Source organism: Psychroflexus aestuariivivens, assembly GCF_004010055.1.
In the GTDB taxonomy this organism is placed as follows: Bacteria; Bacteroidota; Bacteroidia; order Flavobacteriales; family Flavobacteriaceae; genus Psychroflexus; species Psychroflexus aestuariivivens.
Genome location: NZ_RQVT01000034.1, coordinates 168,550 through 187,470 on the forward strand (window position 1 = coordinate 168,550; position 18,921 = coordinate 187,470).

An 18,921-nucleotide genomic window follows, 5' to 3' on the forward strand; every position below is an offset into this window, starting at 1 on the left:
AATTACAATATTTTTATCAAAGCAGATTCTCTTTTGATAATTTCACTTAAACTAGCAGCCTTTAGAAGTTCGACTGTTTTATTTCTAACTTCAAAAAAAACATCACGAATACCGCAGGTTTCTTCGTCTTTACATTCTTCGCAACGCTCGTAATATTTATAAGTCACGCAAGGCAAAAATGCAATCGGCCCGTCGAATAGTCGCATCACATCTGCCAGATTGATTTCTTCTGGACTTTGAAGCAAATAATAACCGCCGCCTTTCCCTTTTTTACTAGCCAAAACACCAGCTTTTTTTAAATTCAGTAGAATTGCTTCTAAAAATTTACGAGGAATATTTTCGGCTTCAGCAATTTCACTAATAACAATTGGTCCTTCATTTTCTTTTTTAGCAAGGTGAACCAATGCATTAATTGCGTATTTTGTTTTCTTTGAAATCATGGATTGCAAATATATCATTATTAGATTTCATTTGCCATTTGAAGTTTAAAAAAGACTCAGGATTTCAATAAGTTTTCAATTTTTTAACCTAAAAATAAGTTGAACTAAATTCAACTTCAAATTCAAAAAAATCTTAGGAAATTGTATTTTGCATTTCTTAATTAGGATTTAGAAACATGACTGAAAATTTACTAAACGCAACTCGACAAAATTTAAAAACATATTTCGGATACGAAAGTTTTAGGCCGCAACAGGCTGAAATTATTGCTCACATTTTATCGGGCAATGATGCGTTGGTAATTATGCCAACTGGTGGTGGTAAATCCATGTGTTTTCAACTTCCTGCCTTAGAATTTTCAGGTCTTACTTTAGTAATTTCACCACTCATCGCCTTGATGAAAGATCAGGTCGATGGCATGAAAATCAATGGCATTGCAGCCGAATTTTACAATAGTACGCAGAGTTTTGAAGTCCAAAACGACATCAAAACCAAAGTTGCTAAAGGAGAATTGAAACTCTTGTATACTGCACCAGAAAGTCTGGGTGGATTGCAAGAAATCTTGAATGAAAATTACATCAGTTGTGTGGCGGTTGATGAAGCACACTGCATTTCGTCTTGGGGACACGATTTTAGACCGTCTTATCAAAAACTGAATTTTCTTAAAAAATCATTGCCAAATACGCCAATCGTAGCATTAACAGCAACGGCAGATGAAGCTACCCGAACAGATATTTTATCCCAACTTCATATTCCCCAAGCCAAACAGTTTATTTCTTCTTTCGACAGAGAAAATATTTTTCTTGAAATAAGGCCGGCTGACAAAAGGTTTAAACAAATTGAAAATTTCCTGTTCAAACATCAAGATGAAGCTGGAATAGTATATTGTTTAAGTCGAAAATCTACTGAAAAACTAGCTGAAAAATTAAAAAGTTCTGGCTTCAATGCGCAAGCTTATCACGCTGGCTTGGATAGTGAAAAGCGCTCAGAAATTCAAGAGAATTTTGTGTATGACAAAACACAAATCATCTGTGCTACAATTGCTTTTGGTATGGGCATCGACAAATCCAATGTACGGTGGGTAATTCATTACAACATGCCAAAAAATATAGAAAGTTATTACCAAGAAATTGGTCGTGCAGGTCGTGATGGCGTAAAAGCAAATGCGCTCCTTTTTCATTCTTATGGCGATGTTATTCAGTACAGAAGATTTATGGAAGATGCGCCAAACCAAGAAGTTCAGTTGGCTAAACTGGAACGAATGAAGCAACTCACCGAAGCGACATCTTGCCGTCGACGAATATTATTAGGCTATTTTGGTGAACATTTGTCGGAAAATTGTGGCTATTGTGATGTTTGTAAAAATCCGCCGAAGTTTTTCGAGGCTGGGGTTTTAGCACAAAAGGCATTGTCTGCCATAGTTAGAACCAAGCAAACCGAACCGATTGGTACAATTATAGATATTTTGCGAGGCGCGCAAAATGCTAATATTGTAGATAAGAATTATGACCAATTGAAAACTTATGGCGTTGGAAAAGACACAAGTTGGCGAGATTGGCAACATTATATGCTTCAATTGGTGAATTTGGGTTATACTGAAATTGCATTCCACAGAGGCAATGCTTTACAGTTGACAGAATTATCTAAAAAAGTTTTATTCGAAAATGAGAAGGTTTGGCTCACCAAACCGCAATCGGATTTAGGCGTTAAATCCAGTCCAACCAAAACGAAAACTAAGAAAAAAACCACATTATTCGATCAGCTGAGACAACTGCGCATGCAGATTTCTGTTGAAGAAGACATTCCTCCCTATTTAGTTTTTAACGATGCCAGTTTGAAAGAAATGGAGCGTGAAGTTCCATTGGATGAAAATGCATTTATGAGCATTAGTGGCGTCAACAAAAATAAAGCTGAAAAATATGCGGATGAGTTTTTAGAAGTGATTCGAGATTTTCAAAAATCAAAACGAAAGTTGAAAAAGCACACAACATTAATTACTTATGAACTCTATCTGTCTGGAAAAACTTTAGCAGAAATTGAACAAATCAGAGGTTTGAAATCAACAACTATTTACTCACATTTTTCAAAATTGATTGAAGACGGAAAGTCAATTGATATCCACAAATTTTTGGATGAAGATGAAATTAAAAAAGTAAAAATCGCTTTGAATTCTGTAGAACACGAGGATGCACTCCGACCAATTTATGACTTCTTGGAAGAAAAAATAGACTATGGAAAAATTCGTTTAGCTAAGACTTATTTAGAAAAATAATTATTCATTTCTAACAATCATAGTTGATGCCTTCACGCCTGTGAGCAAGTTCCAAACATTTCTTGTCAGCATTTTATTACCATCAATAACTCTTAGTTCGGCAGTATTTGGTCCAGCATCGCCTTGATTTAAGGCAACAAATTCTATTTTATTAAAACCAACTTCTAGTGGAATCGTAATTTCTTTATAAGCATTTTCAAGAAGTAAATTTTCAATTATAATTTTTCCATTTACACGGACTTGTACGCGATCTCCGTCAAACATCATGTGGTCACGACACAAAAAAACCATCTTGTCAGAATTGGTCACAAATTCACCGAGACTCATATCTTCCGCCCATTCCTCTTCCATTTTACGACCTTCTTTCTCGTATTTTTTATTGAGTTTATCGGTGTATAAATTGCTTGGATTTGTGAATTTTGTCTTTGGCTTGAAATCAATACCATCTTCTTCTTTAGAAAATCTGTCTTTCACTTTACTTCTATTAGGCACGCCCAAAAAACTAGAGCCTGAATTCGAACTAGAAGAATTAAGTCTAGGATTATTATTCACTTCAGAACCACGCGAAGGAAAATCTGTGGTTTGCGCTTCCATTTGAAGTGCAAATAATCCAATAATAGCTAAGAAACTGTATTTAAACATGTTGAAGTTTTTTCAAAGATAATGATTTCATTTAAAACACAAATTATGCCATTTGAGAAATATTTACTAAAAAACTGTAAATCATATTATAACAGCATAAAACTGACCATGATGAGATATTGAAATTGATGCTTTCTGTTTTAATACTTGAACAAAAGGAAATCCATTTTCATCTTTATTCAAATTGAATGATTCTAAATTCAAACTTTGATTTATTTGTCTTTTGACTTCCGATTTACAACTTCCAATAATATTTTGTCGGTTTTTATCTGAACTTGTCCAACTGTAAATATATTTTGAATTCATTTTGGATTTAAATTCTAAAATCTGATTTTGATAACTCACCAAAGCTAATTCTGAATTGATAATTGTTGTTGAAAAAAGTTTTGGATTGTAAAAATTATCAAATAAAAATAGTCTTTGAAAAGCTTTATAAGCAGCTTCTTTCAGTGTCCAAATTCTCCAAAAACATAAAAACTGATCTTGACTTTCTTGTATAAAACTCAGTTCTGAAGTATTCAGTATTTTCTTGAAATATCGTGGCCTAAAAATATTTGAAGACGCTTTGGCTAAATTCAAATCCACAATGTCATTTCCGATCATTTTTGGTTGAGCTTCTTTTGAATCACATCAACTGTAGCTTCGACATTTAGCATTTTTTCCATATCATCATTCTCAATTCTAATATCGAATTCATCTTCAACATCTAAGACAACATCAACCAAATTGGCAGAATTAATTTCTAAATCCTTTATAAAATCTGAATTTTCATTCAATTGTTCAAAATTGGGCTGATTGTTTACGTAGGGTTCGACAATAGATTTTAGCTTTTGAATAATCTCGTTGTGTGTCATGTTTTTTGAAGCCAATTTACGAATTTGAATTCAGCATTTTTAAATCTAATTATAAAAAAGTTTTGAAAACAGGCTTATTTACGGCTTTCCTGACTTAGTTTCAGCTTGCATCTGAAGCTTTCGAACAAAAAGTTGATGCCAGTCATAATTACAATTAAAGACAATGTTCCTGCCAAAACCCATTGCCAAGTTGTTGCGTCGCTGTGTTTCATAAAACCACTTTCAACTAGTGCTGAAAGTCCGAAACCCAGCAAAGCCGTTCCTAAACCGCCAAAAATCCAATATCGCTTTTTCAATTGTTTATTTTTCATTTTTAAAAGATTTTAGTGCTACGCAGGCATTCACATCCCCAAAACCGAAACTAGCTTTCAGCATGACATTGAGTTTAGTTTCAATATATTTTCTTGGAATTTTAGTTTCATCTACTAGTTTCAAAATTTCAGGATGAATATCCTCACAATTCAAATTCGGTGCTACAAAACCATGTTTCAATTGCAAAATTCCAGCGACCAATTCAATACTCCCTGCTGCTGCCAACGCGTGACCAATATGAGATTTCAAACTATTGATATATGGAAAATTTGTGTCGCTTAGCGATAAAGCTTCAGACCAGTTTTGAATCTCTGTAGAATCCATCGCTGTAGCGGTCAAATGTGCGTTGATCAAATCAATGTCTGTTGAATTCAGTTTTGAATTTTTCAAAGTTTCAGAAATACATATTTTTACAGCCGTGGAATTTGGCGCAGTCATGCTCCCACCCTGACGTTGACCGCCAGAGTTAACGTGCCCACCCAAAACTTCAGCATAAATTTCGGCATTACGATTTTGAGCAGATTCTAAACTTTCCAAAACCAAAGCACCAGCACCGCTAGATGGCACAAAACCTGCTGCATTTGCGCTCATGGGTTTTGAAGCCACTTCTGGCTGGTCATTATATTGATAAGGCAAAATTCTGAGTGCATCAAATCCGCCCCAAACATAAGGTCCGGAATCGCTGCAACTGCCAATCAACATTCGTTTTGCCTTTCCCGATTGTATGCGCTCAAAACCCATTATCATGGCTTCTGTACCAGTTGTACACGCTGAAGAATTTGTTGTCACTTGGTTGCCACAACCCAATTTACCGCCTAAAAAAGCACTGATTCCGCTTGCCATCGTTTGCAAAACGCTAGTGCTTCCTAAACGTCTCACGTTTTTAGCATCGATTTTTTGAAAAGCTTCGCGAAGTTTGTCCACGCCCAAAACTCCCGTGCCAAAAATAATTCCGGAGTCAAAATCTACAGTTTCAGAAGTTGAAAGTTTGGCATCCGACCAGGCTTCTTGTCCAGCTATGCCTCCATAAATTAAACCACTTGCTAAAAGTCCTTTTTGTTCTAATTTGGTAAAATATTGATTTAAAGTTTCTTCTGAAATTTCTGGCGTTCCACCAATTTGACAACTAAAATTGAGATCTTTCAACTCTTGCTGAAACTGAATGCCATTTTCACCATTTTGAATGGCCTTCAAAAAATCATTAATACCAACAGCATTAGAAGCTACAACACCTAAACCAGTGACAACTACACGATTTCTTTTCATAATTTATGTCAATATTACACCCGCTATTTCTCCTTTCAAAACCATTTGGTCAGATTGGTCTGAAATTTCAACACTAACCTTCAATTTATTGAATCTAAAATATATTTTTTCGGCTTTTACAACAACTTGTTCTCCTGGCAAAACTGGTTTCAAAAATTCCACATTTGTAGAAGTCATCGCCAGTTTCATTTGGTCTAAATCCGATTCGTTTTTTAATAGAAAAATACCAAAAGCCGCCAAGCCAATTTGTGCTGCGCATTCGGTTAAAATAACGCCTGGAGTTACTGGATTATTTTTGAAATGTCCAGCATAAAACCATAGATCTTCTTTGAATTCAAATTGTCCTTTGATATTATTTTCATCAACTTCTAAAATTTCATCGACAAATAAAAAAGGCTTTTGATAAGGTAAATTCTGAATGATTTCTTTTGAAATATCTGTCATTTTAAAATTTTATTTATTTAAACTAAACTTTCCCCACCATCGACTTTGACCACAGTTCCGTTGATCCAAGAAGCTGCTTTTTCACTTAATAATCCAACCACATTAGCAACGTCTTCAGGTTGAGTCAGTCGATGGAAAGGATTGCGTTTTTGGGTATGCGATTTCAATTTTTCGTAGGACGGAAAATGTTGCAAAGCCTGTGTGTCTACCAATCCAGCCTGAATACAATTGGTTCTGATTCCTAAAGATGCATATTCCACAGCCATTTGTCGCATAATACTTTCTAAAGAAGATTTAGCAGCAGAAACTGCTGCATATTGCGGAATTACTTTTGAATTCCCTTCGCTAGTAAAAGCCAAAAACTGACTTGGATTCTGCATCCGATTATTATTTACTAAACAACTTGCCCATGTATGAAAACTGATAGCCATCGCCTGAATCGTAATTTGAAAATCCATAGAATTCAAAGCATTTTCACCATATAAATCTTTCAAATTTCCTTTAGCTATGGAATGTAAGACCAGATCGAATTTTAGATCTTTTGGTAACTCATCGACAAACTTTTCGGTTTTGTCTTGTCTTGTTGCATCGAAATTAAAATTTTTAATTTCAATAGAATAGCTGCGTAAATCTTGAAATTTTTTATTCAAAGTTTCAGCATTTGCCCTGGAATCTCTATGGATAATATATAAGTTGAAACCACGTTTAGCCAATTCTTTAGCTGACGCAAAACCCAGCCCTTGACTTCCACCAAGAATTAAAGCATTTTTAGTATTATTATCTGACATTGCTCTTTTTTTTCTATAAATTTCATTTCAATATTTTGAGATGAATTACCATTGCAGTAAGATGCGCTGTGCAGAAAATCCTGGTCCAAAACTCAACATCAAACCCTTTTCGCCTTGAGGAATTTCCTTTTGAAACATACGTTCTAAAACAAAAAGTACGGTGGCGCTACTCATATTTCCGAACAATCGTAAAACTTCTTTGGTATCGTCTATATTTTTACCCATTTCTCCAAAAAGTGATTCCACAGTTTGAATTATTTTTTTCCCTCCTGGATGAAAAATAAGATGGTCAACATCTTCAATGCTTGTATTATTGTCTTTCAAAAATGGATGGATAATTTGCGGAAAATGGCTGCTAATTTTTTCAGGCACATCGACATCCAGAATCATTTTTAATCCGGAATTGGTTAAATCAAATCCCATCATGTGGGTGTCGTTATAAAAATGATACATAGATTCACCAAGAATTTCTGGACCGTCACATTCTTCTTCAGAAGACATTAAAACACAAGCTGCGCCATCACCAAAAATAGCTGCGCTAACCATATTTGCCATGGACAAATCGTCGAGTTGCAAGGTTGCCGTTGGTGCTTCAAATGCAACAACAGCAGCACGTTTACCAGGATTGGCTGCGAGAAATTGTTTGGCGTAAATCATACCAGAAATACCAGCCGCACAACCCATTTCTGTTACTGGTAAACGAACAATATCTTGCTTCATACCCAAATCATTGATCAAGTAGGCATCCAAAGAAGGAATCATGATTCCTGTGCAACTGACAGTGATAATGTAATCTAAACTGTCGGCTGACCAATCTGCCTTTTGAAGAGCTTTTTCCAACACGTTTTTACTAAGTTTTTTGGCGGCTTCAACATAGATTTTGTTCTTATCTTCAAAAGATGTTTTAGTAAAGACCAAATCAGGATTCATAATTGAGTAGCGTTTATCAACATTAGCACCTTCGAATATTTTCAAAACTTTTCGCCTGAAACGCTCATCTTCATTAGATAGCCAAGTTTCTATAAAAGGTAAAATATCTTTGGTTTCCTTAGCATATTCAGGAGTTTGTATGGCAGCTGTTTTTATTTTTACACTCATTGTTTTGAAATGATCCACTGATACCGAAACGCCCAATACCATTTGACGTGGTGATTAAAATTTAATGTTTTTGCAAAATCTTCAAAATCTTGACTTTTGAAGCCTCTTAAAATTGAAGTTAACCCATCTTTCTTTGCAATATCTGAATTTACAAAGAGTTTACAATATAATTTAAAAAGAAAATAAGCCATTTTATGGCGGTGCAAATCGTTGATCACCAAACCAATTTTTGCTTTTGAATGAAGAATAGGAATTAATTTTTCTATCCATTCATCTTTGAAATGATGCAAGGTGAGACAACAAGTGATGATATCAGCTTGAAAATCTTCAAAATCTTCGCTAAAAACATCTACCACACGGTAAGATATATTTTTATAATCTGTTGACAATTCTCTCGCAATGGCAATGGTGTGTGGATTGGCATCAATGCCGATAAGTTGAAGTTTGAAGTCTTTGGGTTTTGCCCATTTTGCAATAGCACGCAAAGCATCGCCACTGCCACAGCCCAAATCTGCAATCCTAATTATATTTGAGTTTTGTTGAGCAATGAGACTTTTCACACCTTGAATTGTCACCCGATGACCGCCCAACTTAGCATTGATTTTGTCGATTGTTTTCAATACAGATTTCAGTTCTTCGCCCTGAAAATCGAATTGATCCATGATTTCTGGTTCTTTGCTTCTATATTTTGTAGAAATCATCATTATGAAATTGGTTTTCCATGAGTTTGTTGTATCATTTTTTGTAATAGGAAAGGTGATTTAGACACCATATTAATACCAAAGTTAGTCAATTTTGGGTGCAATAGAATCTTTTGAAAATATCTACCCATTCGTAATCTTCCATTGAATTGTTTCTGCCAAATTCGACTATAATTCTGTTCCAAATCTGAACGCTGGTGATGTTGAAAATACGCTAATATTTCTTCTGAAGCCATTTTTGCGGAATGAATAGCCATTGCCATGCCATTGCCACAAAGCGGATGAATTAACCCAGCGGCATCGCCCAACATTAGTATGTGATTTTCAACTGGATTTTTTTTATGAAATGAAATTTGAGAAATAGCAAGATGCTTTTCAAACAACAATTTTGAATCGTTTAAAAATTCATCTAAAAAAGGATTTTTTCGCAACACATTTTGATTGAAATCATTTACATTTTTTTCGGTTTTAAAACTACTGTATTTGGCTAAATAACAAAAATTGACTGCATCGGTTTCCGTTTTTGACAGTCCGCAATAGCCGCCTTCAAAATTGTGCAAAGCCACCAAATCTTCTGGAAAATCTTTGTTTTTATAATGGGCTTTAATGCCGATCCAAGGTGATTTTTTCTGAATAAATTCACGTTGAAATGTTTTGTCTAAATTTGATCGTTTGCCAAATGCTCCTAAAACTAATTTTGAATTGTAGTTTTCAGCTCGAGTAGAGACTTCAAAAGAATCGTTTTTAAAACTTACATCGAAAACGCTTTCAAAAACAAATTTCACACCCAAAGATTGGGCTTTTTCATATAAAAAATTGTCTAATGCAAATCTAGAAACTCCAAAACCGCCCAATGGTAATTTTGAATTCACAGATTCTCCATTTCTATTGCTTAACAAAAGTTGATCGATAGATTTTGGTTGGAGATTTTTGAGATTTAAATCAAGAGTATTCAAATAAGGCAAAACTTCATTAGAAACATATTCGCCACAAACTTTGTGTCGTGGAAAACTATCTTTCTCGATAAGTAAAATTTCCTTTTTATGTTTGGCCAAATGAATTGCAGCAGTTAGGCCAGCGAGACCGCCACCAATAATTATGACATCGTAAATCTTCATCGGTGAAATTTAATCATAAAAAAAATCCTAAACGATGGTTTAGGATTTTTAAGCAATATTTAAAAATTATTTAGCCTTTTGTCGTGCTTCCTCTTTCAATTCTTCGTTGGCTACGATTGCCAATTCGACTCGTCTATTTTTGGAACGTCCTTCAGCAGTAGAATTGTCATATTTCGGTTGCTCTTCACCATACCAATTGGTTTCTATCCGAGATTCTGCAATACCGTTGCTCGTTAGGTAATCTGAAACCGCTTGTGCGCGATTTTTTGACAATATCATATTGTATTCATCGCTGCCTGTTGAGTCTGTATGACCTTCTACAATAATGTTGGTTTTTGGATATTTTTGAAAAATATTTATTAGTTTTAAAAGAGATAATTCAGATTTATCATTAATGGTGTACTTATCAGTTGCGAAATAAACACCTGAATTTTCATCGAAAGTCACGTTGATACCTTCGCCAACACGAGTCACTTCCGCACCAGGAATTTCTTCTTCAATTTGTTTAGCCTGTTTGTCCATTCTATTACCGATATAAGCGCCGGCTGCACCGCCAACCACGCCACCAATAATAGCACCCAAAACTGAATTGTCGCCATCGCCAGTATTGTTGCCAATAACGCCACCAATCACAGCACCGCCGGCGGCACCAACTGCACCGCCTCGCTGGGTGTTATTTGTGTTTTTAACAGCTTCGCAACTGCTAAACACAAATGCAATGGTCAATACAATTGATAGGCTTTTTATAAAAGTTAATTTCATGTGTTATTGATTTACTTGTCTTTTAAATTCCATTTGAATATTAATAGGATCGCCTTCAAAATTAACACTTTGCTCCCAAATCATAGTGTTTGCTAACAAAGATTTAATTCTTATTCTGGAGCCTTGGGTAACTTTTCGTGCATTTTGGTCAGTTGTAATTTTAAAAACCATTTCTTGTACATTACTTTCAATTGTCGTCGGGTCTATAGACCATGCAAATTCTTGTGTTTCCCTTATGCAATCATTGCCGAACAACTGAAATTCTCCGGTATTGTTATTGGACACAAAAGACCATTCTGAATTTTCAAAACAACTGACTTCGCCTAAATTGAACAAACTTACATCAAAAAAACCTGATGAGTTTGGGAAACTGACTTCAGTCAACACCCAATCTCCTTTGAATTCACGCTCCATTTTATTAGCTAAATATCCAGATCCGCATGACATCAAACTAAAAGCGACGAATACGAGTAATATTTTCTTCATTTGTTTTAATTGTGTTATTTAGTGTAAAAATACAATAAATATAAGGCTTATGATATTGAGCATGGGAAATGAACCAAAAATTAACATTCAATAAAAAAACCAATCTAACTTATATATTTAAGATTGGTTAAAAAATTTTCAAAGTTTTTAATAGAAGTGCTATTCTACAATCAGAATTTCACTCGCTCTTAAAACTTTTACAGTTGTTACTTTTGACGTATAATTTCTTTGAGGTAAACTTATAGATTCCTTTACTCACATAATTAGAATCGTTCACTACACCATTATAGGCTTTTAAATCTATGAATTCCATAGAATAAATAATTAGGCAAGAGGTTTAAGTTTACAACTGTAAATAAATCATTAATCTTATCTGCAAAATCTGTTGATACATTTTGAGTTTTAAGGTTTAGACTCATCCCTAGTATTAATAGGAGAAGAAAAAAAATTTGGAAATTGTGTAGTTTTTCATTGTTCAAATATTTTGGTTATTGAGTAAAATGCATATCAAATCGTCCTTCACGGATTTCTCTTAAATTTCCATTCTGGTCTACAATATCAAAAAAGAAAGTTCCCGAAATAGTTTGATTTGTTAGATCAAGGTGAGTAATTTTTAATTCTCCTGTATTTTCTTCTCCGTCTGTAAATTTTTGAGTAGCATTCAAAAAAAAAGCTCCAAAAAGATTTCCTGCATCATTAGTAAGTAATTGATAAGTTTGTCCTTCTTGTAATTCTTTGGCATTAGTTGAGAGAGAAATACGTTCTAAATTATTGTCTTCATCTCTTTTATTACCTTGAACATTAAAAAAACGTTCTCCATTAATCAATTGATAAACACAATCCAAAGGATTTATTCCGCCACCTGGGATAAAAGCTTCACCGTCTAATAAGCAACCAAAAGTGTTTTCACCTGTTTGTGTGGCTTTGGGAAGTCGGTTTATAGGGTTTATTGAGCCTCCATCATCACTGTTACAAGAAAAGAAAAAAAGTAAACTAACAGAGTAAAAAAAGATTTTGATTTTATCCATTAGCTTAATTTCTTATAAAGTAAATAAATATTTTTTCGTAATTCTCTCAATGTTAATTAATTTATTTAAGTTTATTATTGTGTGAATTCCATATCAAATCGTCCTTCTCTGATTTTTCTTAAATTTCCATCGTGGTCTATGACATCAAACCAAAATGTACCGGATACAATTTGATTGTTCATGTCTAAATGTGTAATAGTTAGTTGGCCAGAGTTTTGTATTGAAGTAAAGCTTAAGCCACCATTAAAACCGAATATGCCACTTGCATTACCTAATGCTTCTTCTAACAATAAGTATGTTTCCCCTTCTTCAATCTCTTTTGCTCTAGTAATGAGATTAATAGATATAAGATTGAAATCATCATTTCTTTTCCTCCCTTGAAGTTGAAAATAATACCCCCCATCGACAAACTGATAAACAAAATCTAAAGGATTTGTTCCGCCGCCTGGTATAAAAGCTTCCCCGTCCAATAAGCAACCAAAGGTGTTTTCGCCAGTTTGTGTGGCTTCAGGCAATTGGTTTATGGGGTTTTGTGGTGCGTTGTCGTCATCGCTGCATCCCCAAAAGAAAAGAAAGGGTAATAAGAGTATAAGTCTGTATAATAGTTTTTTCATTGTTAAGTATTTTGGTTATTGTGTAAATTGCATATCAAATCGTCCTTCCCGGATTTTACGAAGATTTCCTTCAAAATCAATAATATCGAAAGAAAAGTATCCTGAAATGATTTGATTTGTTAGGTCTAATTTTGTAATTGTTAGAGTTCCTGAATTATTTTGAGAAGTAAAAGTAGCATTTGCATTATAACTGAATCTTGCAAACGCATTCCATTCTTCATTTTCTAAAAGCTGATAAGTTTGTCCTTCATCTAGTTCCTTAGCATTTGTAGATAGAGAAAGTCTTGTTCTATTAAAATCTTCATCTTTATTATTGCCTTGTAAATTAAAATAATAACCCCCATCGACAAACTGATAAACACAATCCAAAGGGTTAGTCCCACCGCCTGGGATAAAAACTTCACCGTCTAATAAGCAACCAAAAGTATTTTCACCTGTTTGGGTTGCTTCAGGCAATTGGTTTATGGGATTTTGTGGTGCGTTGTCGTCATCGCTGCATGCTAAAAAAAATAACACAAGCATAGTAGTAGAAACACAAAATATTTTTCTGATTTTCATTACATTTATTTTATAATTAAAACTAAAAATTAGTGTAATACACGCAAAGGAAAATTTGTTAATGTTTTTAAATTAAAAATTTAGTAGCGTAAGTGATTCTTAAATATAATTTCAATAAAAAAACCAATCTAAAAAAAATTTGAATTGGTTATCAATTAGTCTTAATTAAAATTAATCTTCAAAAGAAAAAATGTAGTCTTATAATTATCTCCTAAATAATCTTCCGATCAATGAAATAACAAATAAAACAACAAAAATGTAAAAAATAATTTTAGCTATATCAGCTGCGCCTTCAGCAATTCCACCAAAACCTAAAACTGCAGCTATAAGCGCAATTATTAAAAATGTAATAATCCAACGTATCATAATATAAAGATTTAGAGTTGATTGAGCCTAAATATAAATAAACACATTGAACTTATGTTAATTTTAATAATTATTTAAAGTTTTAACAACATCTGCAAGTTGTGATTTCGCCAAATATTGGGCTTCAAGCTTGCCAGAGAAAGGAATTGGTGTTGACAAACTTCCAACACGTTTAACTGGTCCATCTAAATATTCAAAGCAATGCTCATTTATGAGCGCTGAAATATCTGAAGCTACACCGCCAAAAATAGAATCTTCCTGCAAAATAATAGCTTTGCCTGTTTTTCGAACAGATTTGAAAATAGCATCTTCATCCAGTGGCGATAAGCTTCGCAAATCGATTAAATCCGCAGAAATTTCAGGGTGTTCGTCTAAATATTCTATCGCCCAATGTACGCCAGCGCCAAAAGTAATGATACTCAATTTTTCGCCTTCACGCAAAAGATTGGCTTTGCCGAATTCAATATTGAAATAATCTTCAGAAACTTCCTGCCGAATACTTCGATACAGTGCTTTGTGCTCAAAATACAAGACTGGATTTGGGTCTTCAATAGCAGTTGCTAATAATCCTTTCGCATCTTCTGGAAATGCGGGATAAACCACTTTTAAACCTGGTGTTTTTGTAAACCAAGCTTCATTGGTTTGGCTGTGAAATGGTCCAGCGCCAACGCCTGCACCACAAGGCATCCTGACCACAACATCTGCATTTTGATTCCATCTGTAATGTACTTTTGCCAGGTAATTGACAATCGGATTGAATCCTGAACTCACAAAATCACCAAACTGCATTTCTACGACAGATTTCATTCCTTTGATGGACAAACCCATCGCCGTAGACACAATCGCCGATTCGCAAATTGGTGTGTTTCTGACGCGTTCTTTACCGTATTTTTCTAAAAATCCTTCTGTAATTTTGAAAACACCACCGTATTCAGCAACATCTTGCCCCATGATGACCAAGTTATCAAACTTCTGCATGCTTTGGTTCAAGCCTTGCGAAATGGCATCGACAAAACGAATTTCTTGTTTATTTTTTGAAGCAGGAATCGATTGAAAATCAAATTTTTGATAAACATCCTGCATTTCAATTTCAACTGAAGATTGATGCTCAGGTTCATCGAATGCTTGTTTCAAATTCGAATCTATTTCTTTTTTAATGGCTTTACGTTCAGCCTTGATTTCAGCTTCTGTAATTAAATTATTTTCTAGTAAATATTTTTCAAAATTCTCAATAGGGTCTCGTTCTTCCCAATATTTCATTAAATCATCGGGCACATATTTTGTTCCGCTTGCTTCTTCATGACCGCGGCGTCTAAAGGTTTTGAATTCTAACAATACTGGTCTTGGATTTTGACGAATATCTTCCGCGATAGCTTTCACTTTGGTATAAACTTCAACAATGTTATTCCCGTCAATAATATGTGAATCCATGCCATAACCTATGGCTTTATCGGCTATATTTTCGCAATTGAATTGTTCCGAAGTTGGAGTGGACAAACCATAACCATTATTTTCGACACAAAACATCACTGGCAATTGCCAAACTGAAGCGACGTTCAGAGCTTCATGAAAATCACCTTCACTTGTTCCTCCTTCGCCAGTGAAAACGGCAGTTACAGATTTTTCGTTATTCAATTTATGAGCTAAAGCAATCCCATCGGCAACGCCCAATTGAGGACCGAGATGAGAAATCATACCGATAATTTTGAATTCCTGAGTTCCAAAATGAAAACTTCGGTCGCGACCTTTGGTAAAACCGCTCATTTTGCCCTGCCACTGAGAAAACAACCTATAAAGTGGAATCTGTCTTTCGGTGAAAACACCTAAATTCCTGTGCATCGGTAGCACGTATTCGTCGTTTGTTAAAGCTTTGGTGACGCCAACTGCAATAGCTTCTTGGCCGATGCCGGCAAACCATTTTGAAATTTTTCCTTGACGGAGTAAAACCAGCATTTTTTCTTCAATCATGCGGGGTTTTAAAATTGAAAAATATAAAGATTGGTAAGTTTTTTGGTCTAAAGTATCGTCTTTAAAATTCATATTGAATTGTCTGTAATTTTGAATTCCAAATTTATCAATTTGAAAATTGACTGGAACATTTTCAACTGAATATTTTTAACTTTGAAAGAAAGTTTGTTTTATTATAAAAATAATGCATTTATAATCATAAAATTAAACTTGAAATTTTGTTTTAGTTGAATCAATATCACTAAATTCGAATATTAGTTTTACTAAACACAAGTTATAAAAGAGTAGTTTTTTCACATTAAAAGACTACTCTTTTTATTTGTAAAGACTAGTCTTTTTTAGAAAATATCTAAGTGATCATCAAAACTTACTTATTAATAAGAATTTTTCTTTAGCAAAAAGCAAAGCAGTTCGGGTTCAATGGAAAAGTAAAAACCCCACTTAAAAAAAGCAGGGTTTAATTGGTTTTTAAATTTCACAAAATCGATTCGATTTTTTCTGGTGGTCGCCCAACAACAGCCTTGTCATTTTTGACAACTATTGGTCGTTCAATAAGTTTCGGATGTTCATGCATGGCTGCGATAACTTCTTCTTCGCTTAAATCTTTGCCTTTATAATTTTCTTTCCAAATCTTCTCTTGGGTTCTAACCAATTCCATTGGCGACAAATCTAGTTTTTCAAGCAAATATTTCAATTCATTTTCGCTTGGTGTATCATCCAAATATTTTACAATTTCGAAATTCTGTCCAGAAGCTTCTAGAATTGCTAAACCTTCTCTTGATTTTTTACATCTTGGGTTGTGGTAAATTTGTATCATAAGGTGTCTTCGTCTTTTTTCTGTCCAATACTCATTAAATATGATTTTAAAAAACCATCAATATGGCCGTTCATCACATCGTCAACATTACCGGTTTCATGTCCGGTTCTAACGTCTTTGATCAACTTATAAGGATGCATCACATAATTTCTAATTTGCGATCCCCACTCTATACTTTTCTTTTCAGATTCAATTTCATTTCGGGCTTCTTGTTGCTTTTTCAACTCGATTTCATAGAGTTGAGATTTCAACATTTTCATCGCTTTTTCACGATTTTCAAGTTGAGAACGCGTTTCAGAATTATGAATCACAATACCACTTGGGTGGTGTGTTAAAATGGCTTTGGTTTCGACTTTATTTACATTTTGTCCACCAGCACCGCCAGATCTGGCAAAATCCCAATTGATATCTGCCGGATTGATGTCAATTTCAATATTATCGTCTACAAGCGGATATACATAAACAGAAGCAAAGGAAGTGTGTCTTTTGGCATTACTATCGAATGGTGAAATTCGTACCAAACGGTGAACGCCATTTTCACCTTTCAACCAACCGAAAGCAAATTCACCTTCTATTTCTAAAGTTACAGTTTTGATGCCTGCAACATCGCCTGATTGGTGGTTCAACTCTCTAACTTTGAAATTCCGACGTTCTGCCCACATGACATACATGCGCATCAGCATTTCTGCCCAATCACAACTTTCCGTACCACCAGCTCCAGCTGTAATTTGAAGAATAGCAGTCAAAGGATCACTTTCTTCTGAAAGCATATTTTTGAATTCTAAATCTTCAATAAGGTCCAAAGCATCGTCGTATTTTTGTTCAACTTCTGTGCTTGAAACATCGCCTTCTTGGTAGAATTCGAATAAAACGCCCAAATCTTCAACTGCGGATTTGGCGATTTCAAAACTTTTAATCCACTGTTTTTCAGCATTAATGTCTTGCATTATTTGCTGTGCTTCACGTGGTTTATCCCAAAAACCTGGCGCAAAAGTTTTTTCTTCTTCGTTACTAACTTTCACCCGTTTAGCATCTAAGTCAAAGATACTGGTTTAAGGCGGTGATGCGATCGTTGATAGATTTGATGTGGTCTGAATTAATCATTGTTGAATTTTTGACAAATTTAAAAATTATCTTATCGTTCATCAATCTAAATATGTTTATTTTCGAATAAAAATTTATAATGAAGATTGACCTAAGAAGCGACACAGTCACGAAACCAACTGCTGAAATGCTAGAATATATGATGAATGCAGAAGTTGGTGACGATGTTTATAAAGAAGATCCAAGTGTAAATCAGTTAGAAGATTATTTGGCGAATTTATTTGGTATGGATGCCGCTTTATACTTTCCTACCGGAACTATGGCAAATCAAGCCGCCATAAAACTTCACACACAACCCGGAGAACAACTTATTTGCGACAAATGGGCGCATGTTTTTAATTACGAAGGTGGTGGTGTCGCTTTCAACAGTGGCGTGTCTTGTAAATTGGTGGATGGTCATCGTGGAAAAATTACAGCCGATTTAGTCAAAGAGGCCATCAATCCACCAGATTTTTACCACAGCCCGCTAAGCAGTTTGGTTTGTTTAGAAAACACAACCAATAAAGGGGGTGGCGCGTGCTATGATTTAGACAATATCCGTGAAATCAAAAAAGTTTGTCAGCAAAATGGTCTAGGTTTGCATTTAGATGGCGCAAGATTATTTAATGCGCTAGTTGCAAAAAACCAAGACCCTAAAGACTTTGGGAATTTATTTGACACCATTTCGGTTTGTTTATCGAAAGGTTTAGGTGCACCGATGGGAACGGTTTTGATCGGTAAAGACAAATTGATGAAAAATGCCATTCGCGTAAGAAAAGTTTTAGGAGGTGGCATGCGACAAATCGGCGTGATGGCTTCTGGCGCTTATTATGCTCTTCATAATCATGTGGAACGGCTTGAAATAGACAACAATCGCGCGCTGGAAATCGGTCAGGCACTTGGTAAGCATTCTGCCATTTCTGAAGTTGAAGAGATTGAAACTAATATTGTGATTTTTTACCTTCATAAAGAATTTGATGAAATTGAGTTTATGCGAAATCTAGAATCAAAAGGCATCCGTATCAGTAATATGGGAAATGGAAAAATGCGCCTCGTCACCCATTTGGATTACAAAGACGCCCAACACAATTATTTTTTGGATACACTTAAAAATTTATAAAAATCTAAAACTTAACTCGTCCATTCATCAAAAAATAAATTCAAAATTTAAAATTCAAAATTTAAAATCACCTTACTCCCTCACCACCTTCACATGGCTCTGTTGACCATCAACATCGGTTAAAGACAAGATATACACGCCCGATTGAAGTTCAGACAAATTCACTTGTTTTTGATTCACCTCACC

23 protein-coding genes are annotated in these 18,921 nt (G+C 34.6%); 2 read left to right on the forward strand and 21 right to left on the reverse strand.

The annotated features are described in order from the left end of the window. Window positions 1–2 precede the first annotated feature (2 nt). The gene (locus EIG86_RS06915) at window positions 3–440 is read right to left on the reverse strand and encodes an RrF2 family transcriptional regulator (protein ID WP_127845460.1); all 438 of its coding nucleotides are present in this window, start codon (window positions 438–440) and stop codon (window positions 3–5) included. A 176-nt stretch (window positions 441–616) separates the two neighbouring features. Here EIG86_RS06915 and recQ point away from each other — a divergent pair, with 176 nt between their 5' ends. Further along, entirely contained in the window at window positions 617–2,710 is a 2,094-nt protein-coding gene (gene recQ, locus EIG86_RS06920) for a DNA helicase RecQ (RefSeq protein WP_127845434.1), read from the forward strand. Here the strand turns inward: recQ and EIG86_RS06925 are convergent, their stop codons facing one another. The 19 genes from EIG86_RS06925 to prfB form a co-directional block, all read right to left on the reverse strand. Continuing rightward, on the reverse strand, window positions 2,711–3,352 hold the full coding sequence (locus EIG86_RS06925; RefSeq protein WP_127845435.1) for a hypothetical protein: 642 nt from the start codon (window positions 3,350–3,352) through the stop codon (window positions 2,711–2,713). An 81-nt stretch (window positions 3,353–3,433) separates the two neighbouring features. Continuing rightward, a complete protein-coding gene (locus tag EIG86_RS06930; protein WP_127845436.1) occupies window positions 3,434–3,955 on the reverse strand; it encodes a 4'-phosphopantetheinyl transferase family protein in 522 nt (173 codons plus the stop codon). Continuing rightward, window positions 3,952–4,206: an acyl carrier protein gene (locus tag EIG86_RS06935; RefSeq protein ID WP_127845437.1), complete on the reverse strand. Its 255-nt coding sequence runs from the start codon at window positions 4,204–4,206 to the stop codon at window positions 3,952–3,954. The genes EIG86_RS06930 and EIG86_RS06935 overlap by 4 nt, the downstream gene beginning before the upstream one ends. Window positions 4,207–4,280: 74 nt before the next feature. Beyond that, the gene (locus EIG86_RS06940) at window positions 4,281–4,517 is read right to left on the reverse strand and encodes a hypothetical protein (RefSeq protein ID WP_127845438.1); all 237 of its coding nucleotides are present in this window, start codon (window positions 4,515–4,517) and stop codon (window positions 4,281–4,283) included. After that, window positions 4,507–5,784, reverse strand: coding sequence for a beta-ketoacyl-[acyl-carrier-protein] synthase family protein (locus EIG86_RS06945; protein WP_127845439.1), 1,278 nt, complete (start codon window positions 5,782–5,784; stop codon window positions 4,507–4,509). The genes EIG86_RS06940 and EIG86_RS06945 overlap by 11 nt, the downstream gene beginning before the upstream one ends. Window positions 5,785–5,787: 3 nt before the next feature. Then, complete coding sequence (locus EIG86_RS06950) at window positions 5,788–6,228, reverse strand: 3-hydroxyacyl-ACP dehydratase FabZ family protein (RefSeq protein WP_192901715.1); 441 nt, start codon at window positions 6,226–6,228, stop codon at window positions 5,788–5,790. Window positions 6,229–6,245: 17 nt separating this feature from the next. Next, window positions 6,246–7,016, reverse strand: a complete 771-nt coding sequence (locus EIG86_RS06955) for an SDR family oxidoreductase (RefSeq protein ID WP_127845440.1) — start codon at window positions 7,014–7,016, stop codon at window positions 6,246–6,248. 45 nt (window positions 7,017–7,061) lie between these two features. After that, entirely contained in the window at window positions 7,062–8,114 is a 1,053-nt protein-coding gene (locus tag EIG86_RS06960; RefSeq protein WP_127845441.1) for a type III polyketide synthase, read from the reverse strand. Beyond that, window positions 8,111–8,818, reverse strand: coding sequence for a methyltransferase domain-containing protein (locus tag EIG86_RS06965; protein WP_240032189.1), 708 nt, complete (start codon window positions 8,816–8,818; stop codon window positions 8,111–8,113). The genes EIG86_RS06960 and EIG86_RS06965 overlap by 4 nt, the downstream gene beginning before the upstream one ends. Next, window positions 8,818–9,933 carry an NAD(P)/FAD-dependent oxidoreductase gene (locus EIG86_RS06970; RefSeq protein WP_127845443.1) on the reverse strand — a complete coding sequence of 372 codons (1,116 nt, stop codon included), beginning with the start codon at window positions 9,931–9,933 and terminating at the stop codon, window positions 8,818–8,820. The genes EIG86_RS06965 and EIG86_RS06970 overlap by 1 nt, the downstream gene beginning before the upstream one ends. A gap of 66 nt (window positions 9,934–9,999) precedes the next feature. Beyond that, window positions 10,000–10,695 (reverse strand): OmpA family protein, encoded by a 696-nt coding sequence (locus EIG86_RS06975; RefSeq protein WP_127845444.1) that lies wholly within the window; start codon window positions 10,693–10,695, stop codon window positions 10,000–10,002. A gap of 3 nt (window positions 10,696–10,698) precedes the next feature. Beyond that, the gene (locus tag EIG86_RS06980) at window positions 10,699–11,181 is read right to left on the reverse strand and encodes a lipocalin family protein (protein ID WP_127845445.1); all 483 of its coding nucleotides are present in this window, start codon (window positions 11,179–11,181) and stop codon (window positions 10,699–10,701) included. A 488-nt stretch (window positions 11,182–11,669) separates the two neighbouring features. Continuing rightward, on the reverse strand, window positions 11,670–12,209 hold the full coding sequence (locus EIG86_RS06985; RefSeq protein ID WP_127845446.1) for a DUF6252 family protein: 540 nt from the start codon (window positions 12,207–12,209) through the stop codon (window positions 11,670–11,672). Between the two features lie 74 nt (window positions 12,210–12,283). Next, window positions 12,284–12,823 (reverse strand): hypothetical protein, encoded by a 540-nt coding sequence (locus tag EIG86_RS06990; protein WP_127845447.1) that lies wholly within the window; start codon window positions 12,821–12,823, stop codon window positions 12,284–12,286. Window positions 12,824–12,838: 15 nt separating this feature from the next. Beyond that, complete coding sequence (locus EIG86_RS06995; RefSeq protein WP_127845448.1) at window positions 12,839–13,381, reverse strand: hypothetical protein; 543 nt, start codon at window positions 13,379–13,381, stop codon at window positions 12,839–12,841. Window positions 13,382–13,585: 204 nt separating this feature from the next. Continuing rightward, on the reverse strand, window positions 13,586–13,747 hold the full coding sequence (locus EIG86_RS07000; protein ID WP_127845449.1) for a DUF1328 domain-containing protein: 162 nt from the start codon (window positions 13,745–13,747) through the stop codon (window positions 13,586–13,588). Between the two features lie 63 nt (window positions 13,748–13,810). After that, entirely contained in the window at window positions 13,811–15,787 is a 1,977-nt protein-coding gene (locus EIG86_RS07005; RefSeq protein WP_127845450.1) for an alpha-ketoacid dehydrogenase subunit alpha/beta, read from the reverse strand. A 403-nt stretch (window positions 15,788–16,190) separates the two neighbouring features. Next, window positions 16,191–16,532 carry an arsenate reductase (glutaredoxin) gene (arsC, locus tag EIG86_RS07010; protein WP_127845451.1) on the reverse strand — a complete coding sequence of 114 codons (342 nt, stop codon included), beginning with the start codon at window positions 16,530–16,532 and terminating at the stop codon, window positions 16,191–16,193. Then, window positions 16,529–17,636, reverse strand: a protein-coding gene (prfB, locus tag EIG86_RS07015; RefSeq protein WP_127845452.1) for a peptide chain release factor 2 whose coding sequence is annotated in 2 segments (ribosomal slippage) — window positions 16,529–17,572 and window positions 17,574–17,636 — 1,107 coding nt in all. Because the reading frame shifts where the segments join, the coding sequence is not laid out codon by codon here. The genes arsC and prfB overlap by 4 nt, the downstream gene beginning before the upstream one ends. A gap of 79 nt (window positions 17,637–17,715) precedes the next feature. On the opposite strand from prfB, the gene EIG86_RS07020 reads away from it, so the two are divergent. Next, entirely contained in the window at window positions 17,716–18,735 is a 1,020-nt protein-coding gene (locus EIG86_RS07020) for a threonine aldolase family protein (protein ID WP_127845453.1), read from the forward strand. Window positions 18,736–18,807: 72 nt separating this feature from the next. Here the strand turns inward: EIG86_RS07020 and EIG86_RS14345 are convergent, their stop codons facing one another. Further along, entirely contained in the window at window positions 18,808–18,915 is a 108-nt protein-coding gene (locus EIG86_RS14345; protein ID WP_205030467.1) for a T9SS type A sorting domain-containing protein, read from the reverse strand. Between the last annotated feature and the right edge of the window lie 6 nt (window positions 18,916–18,921).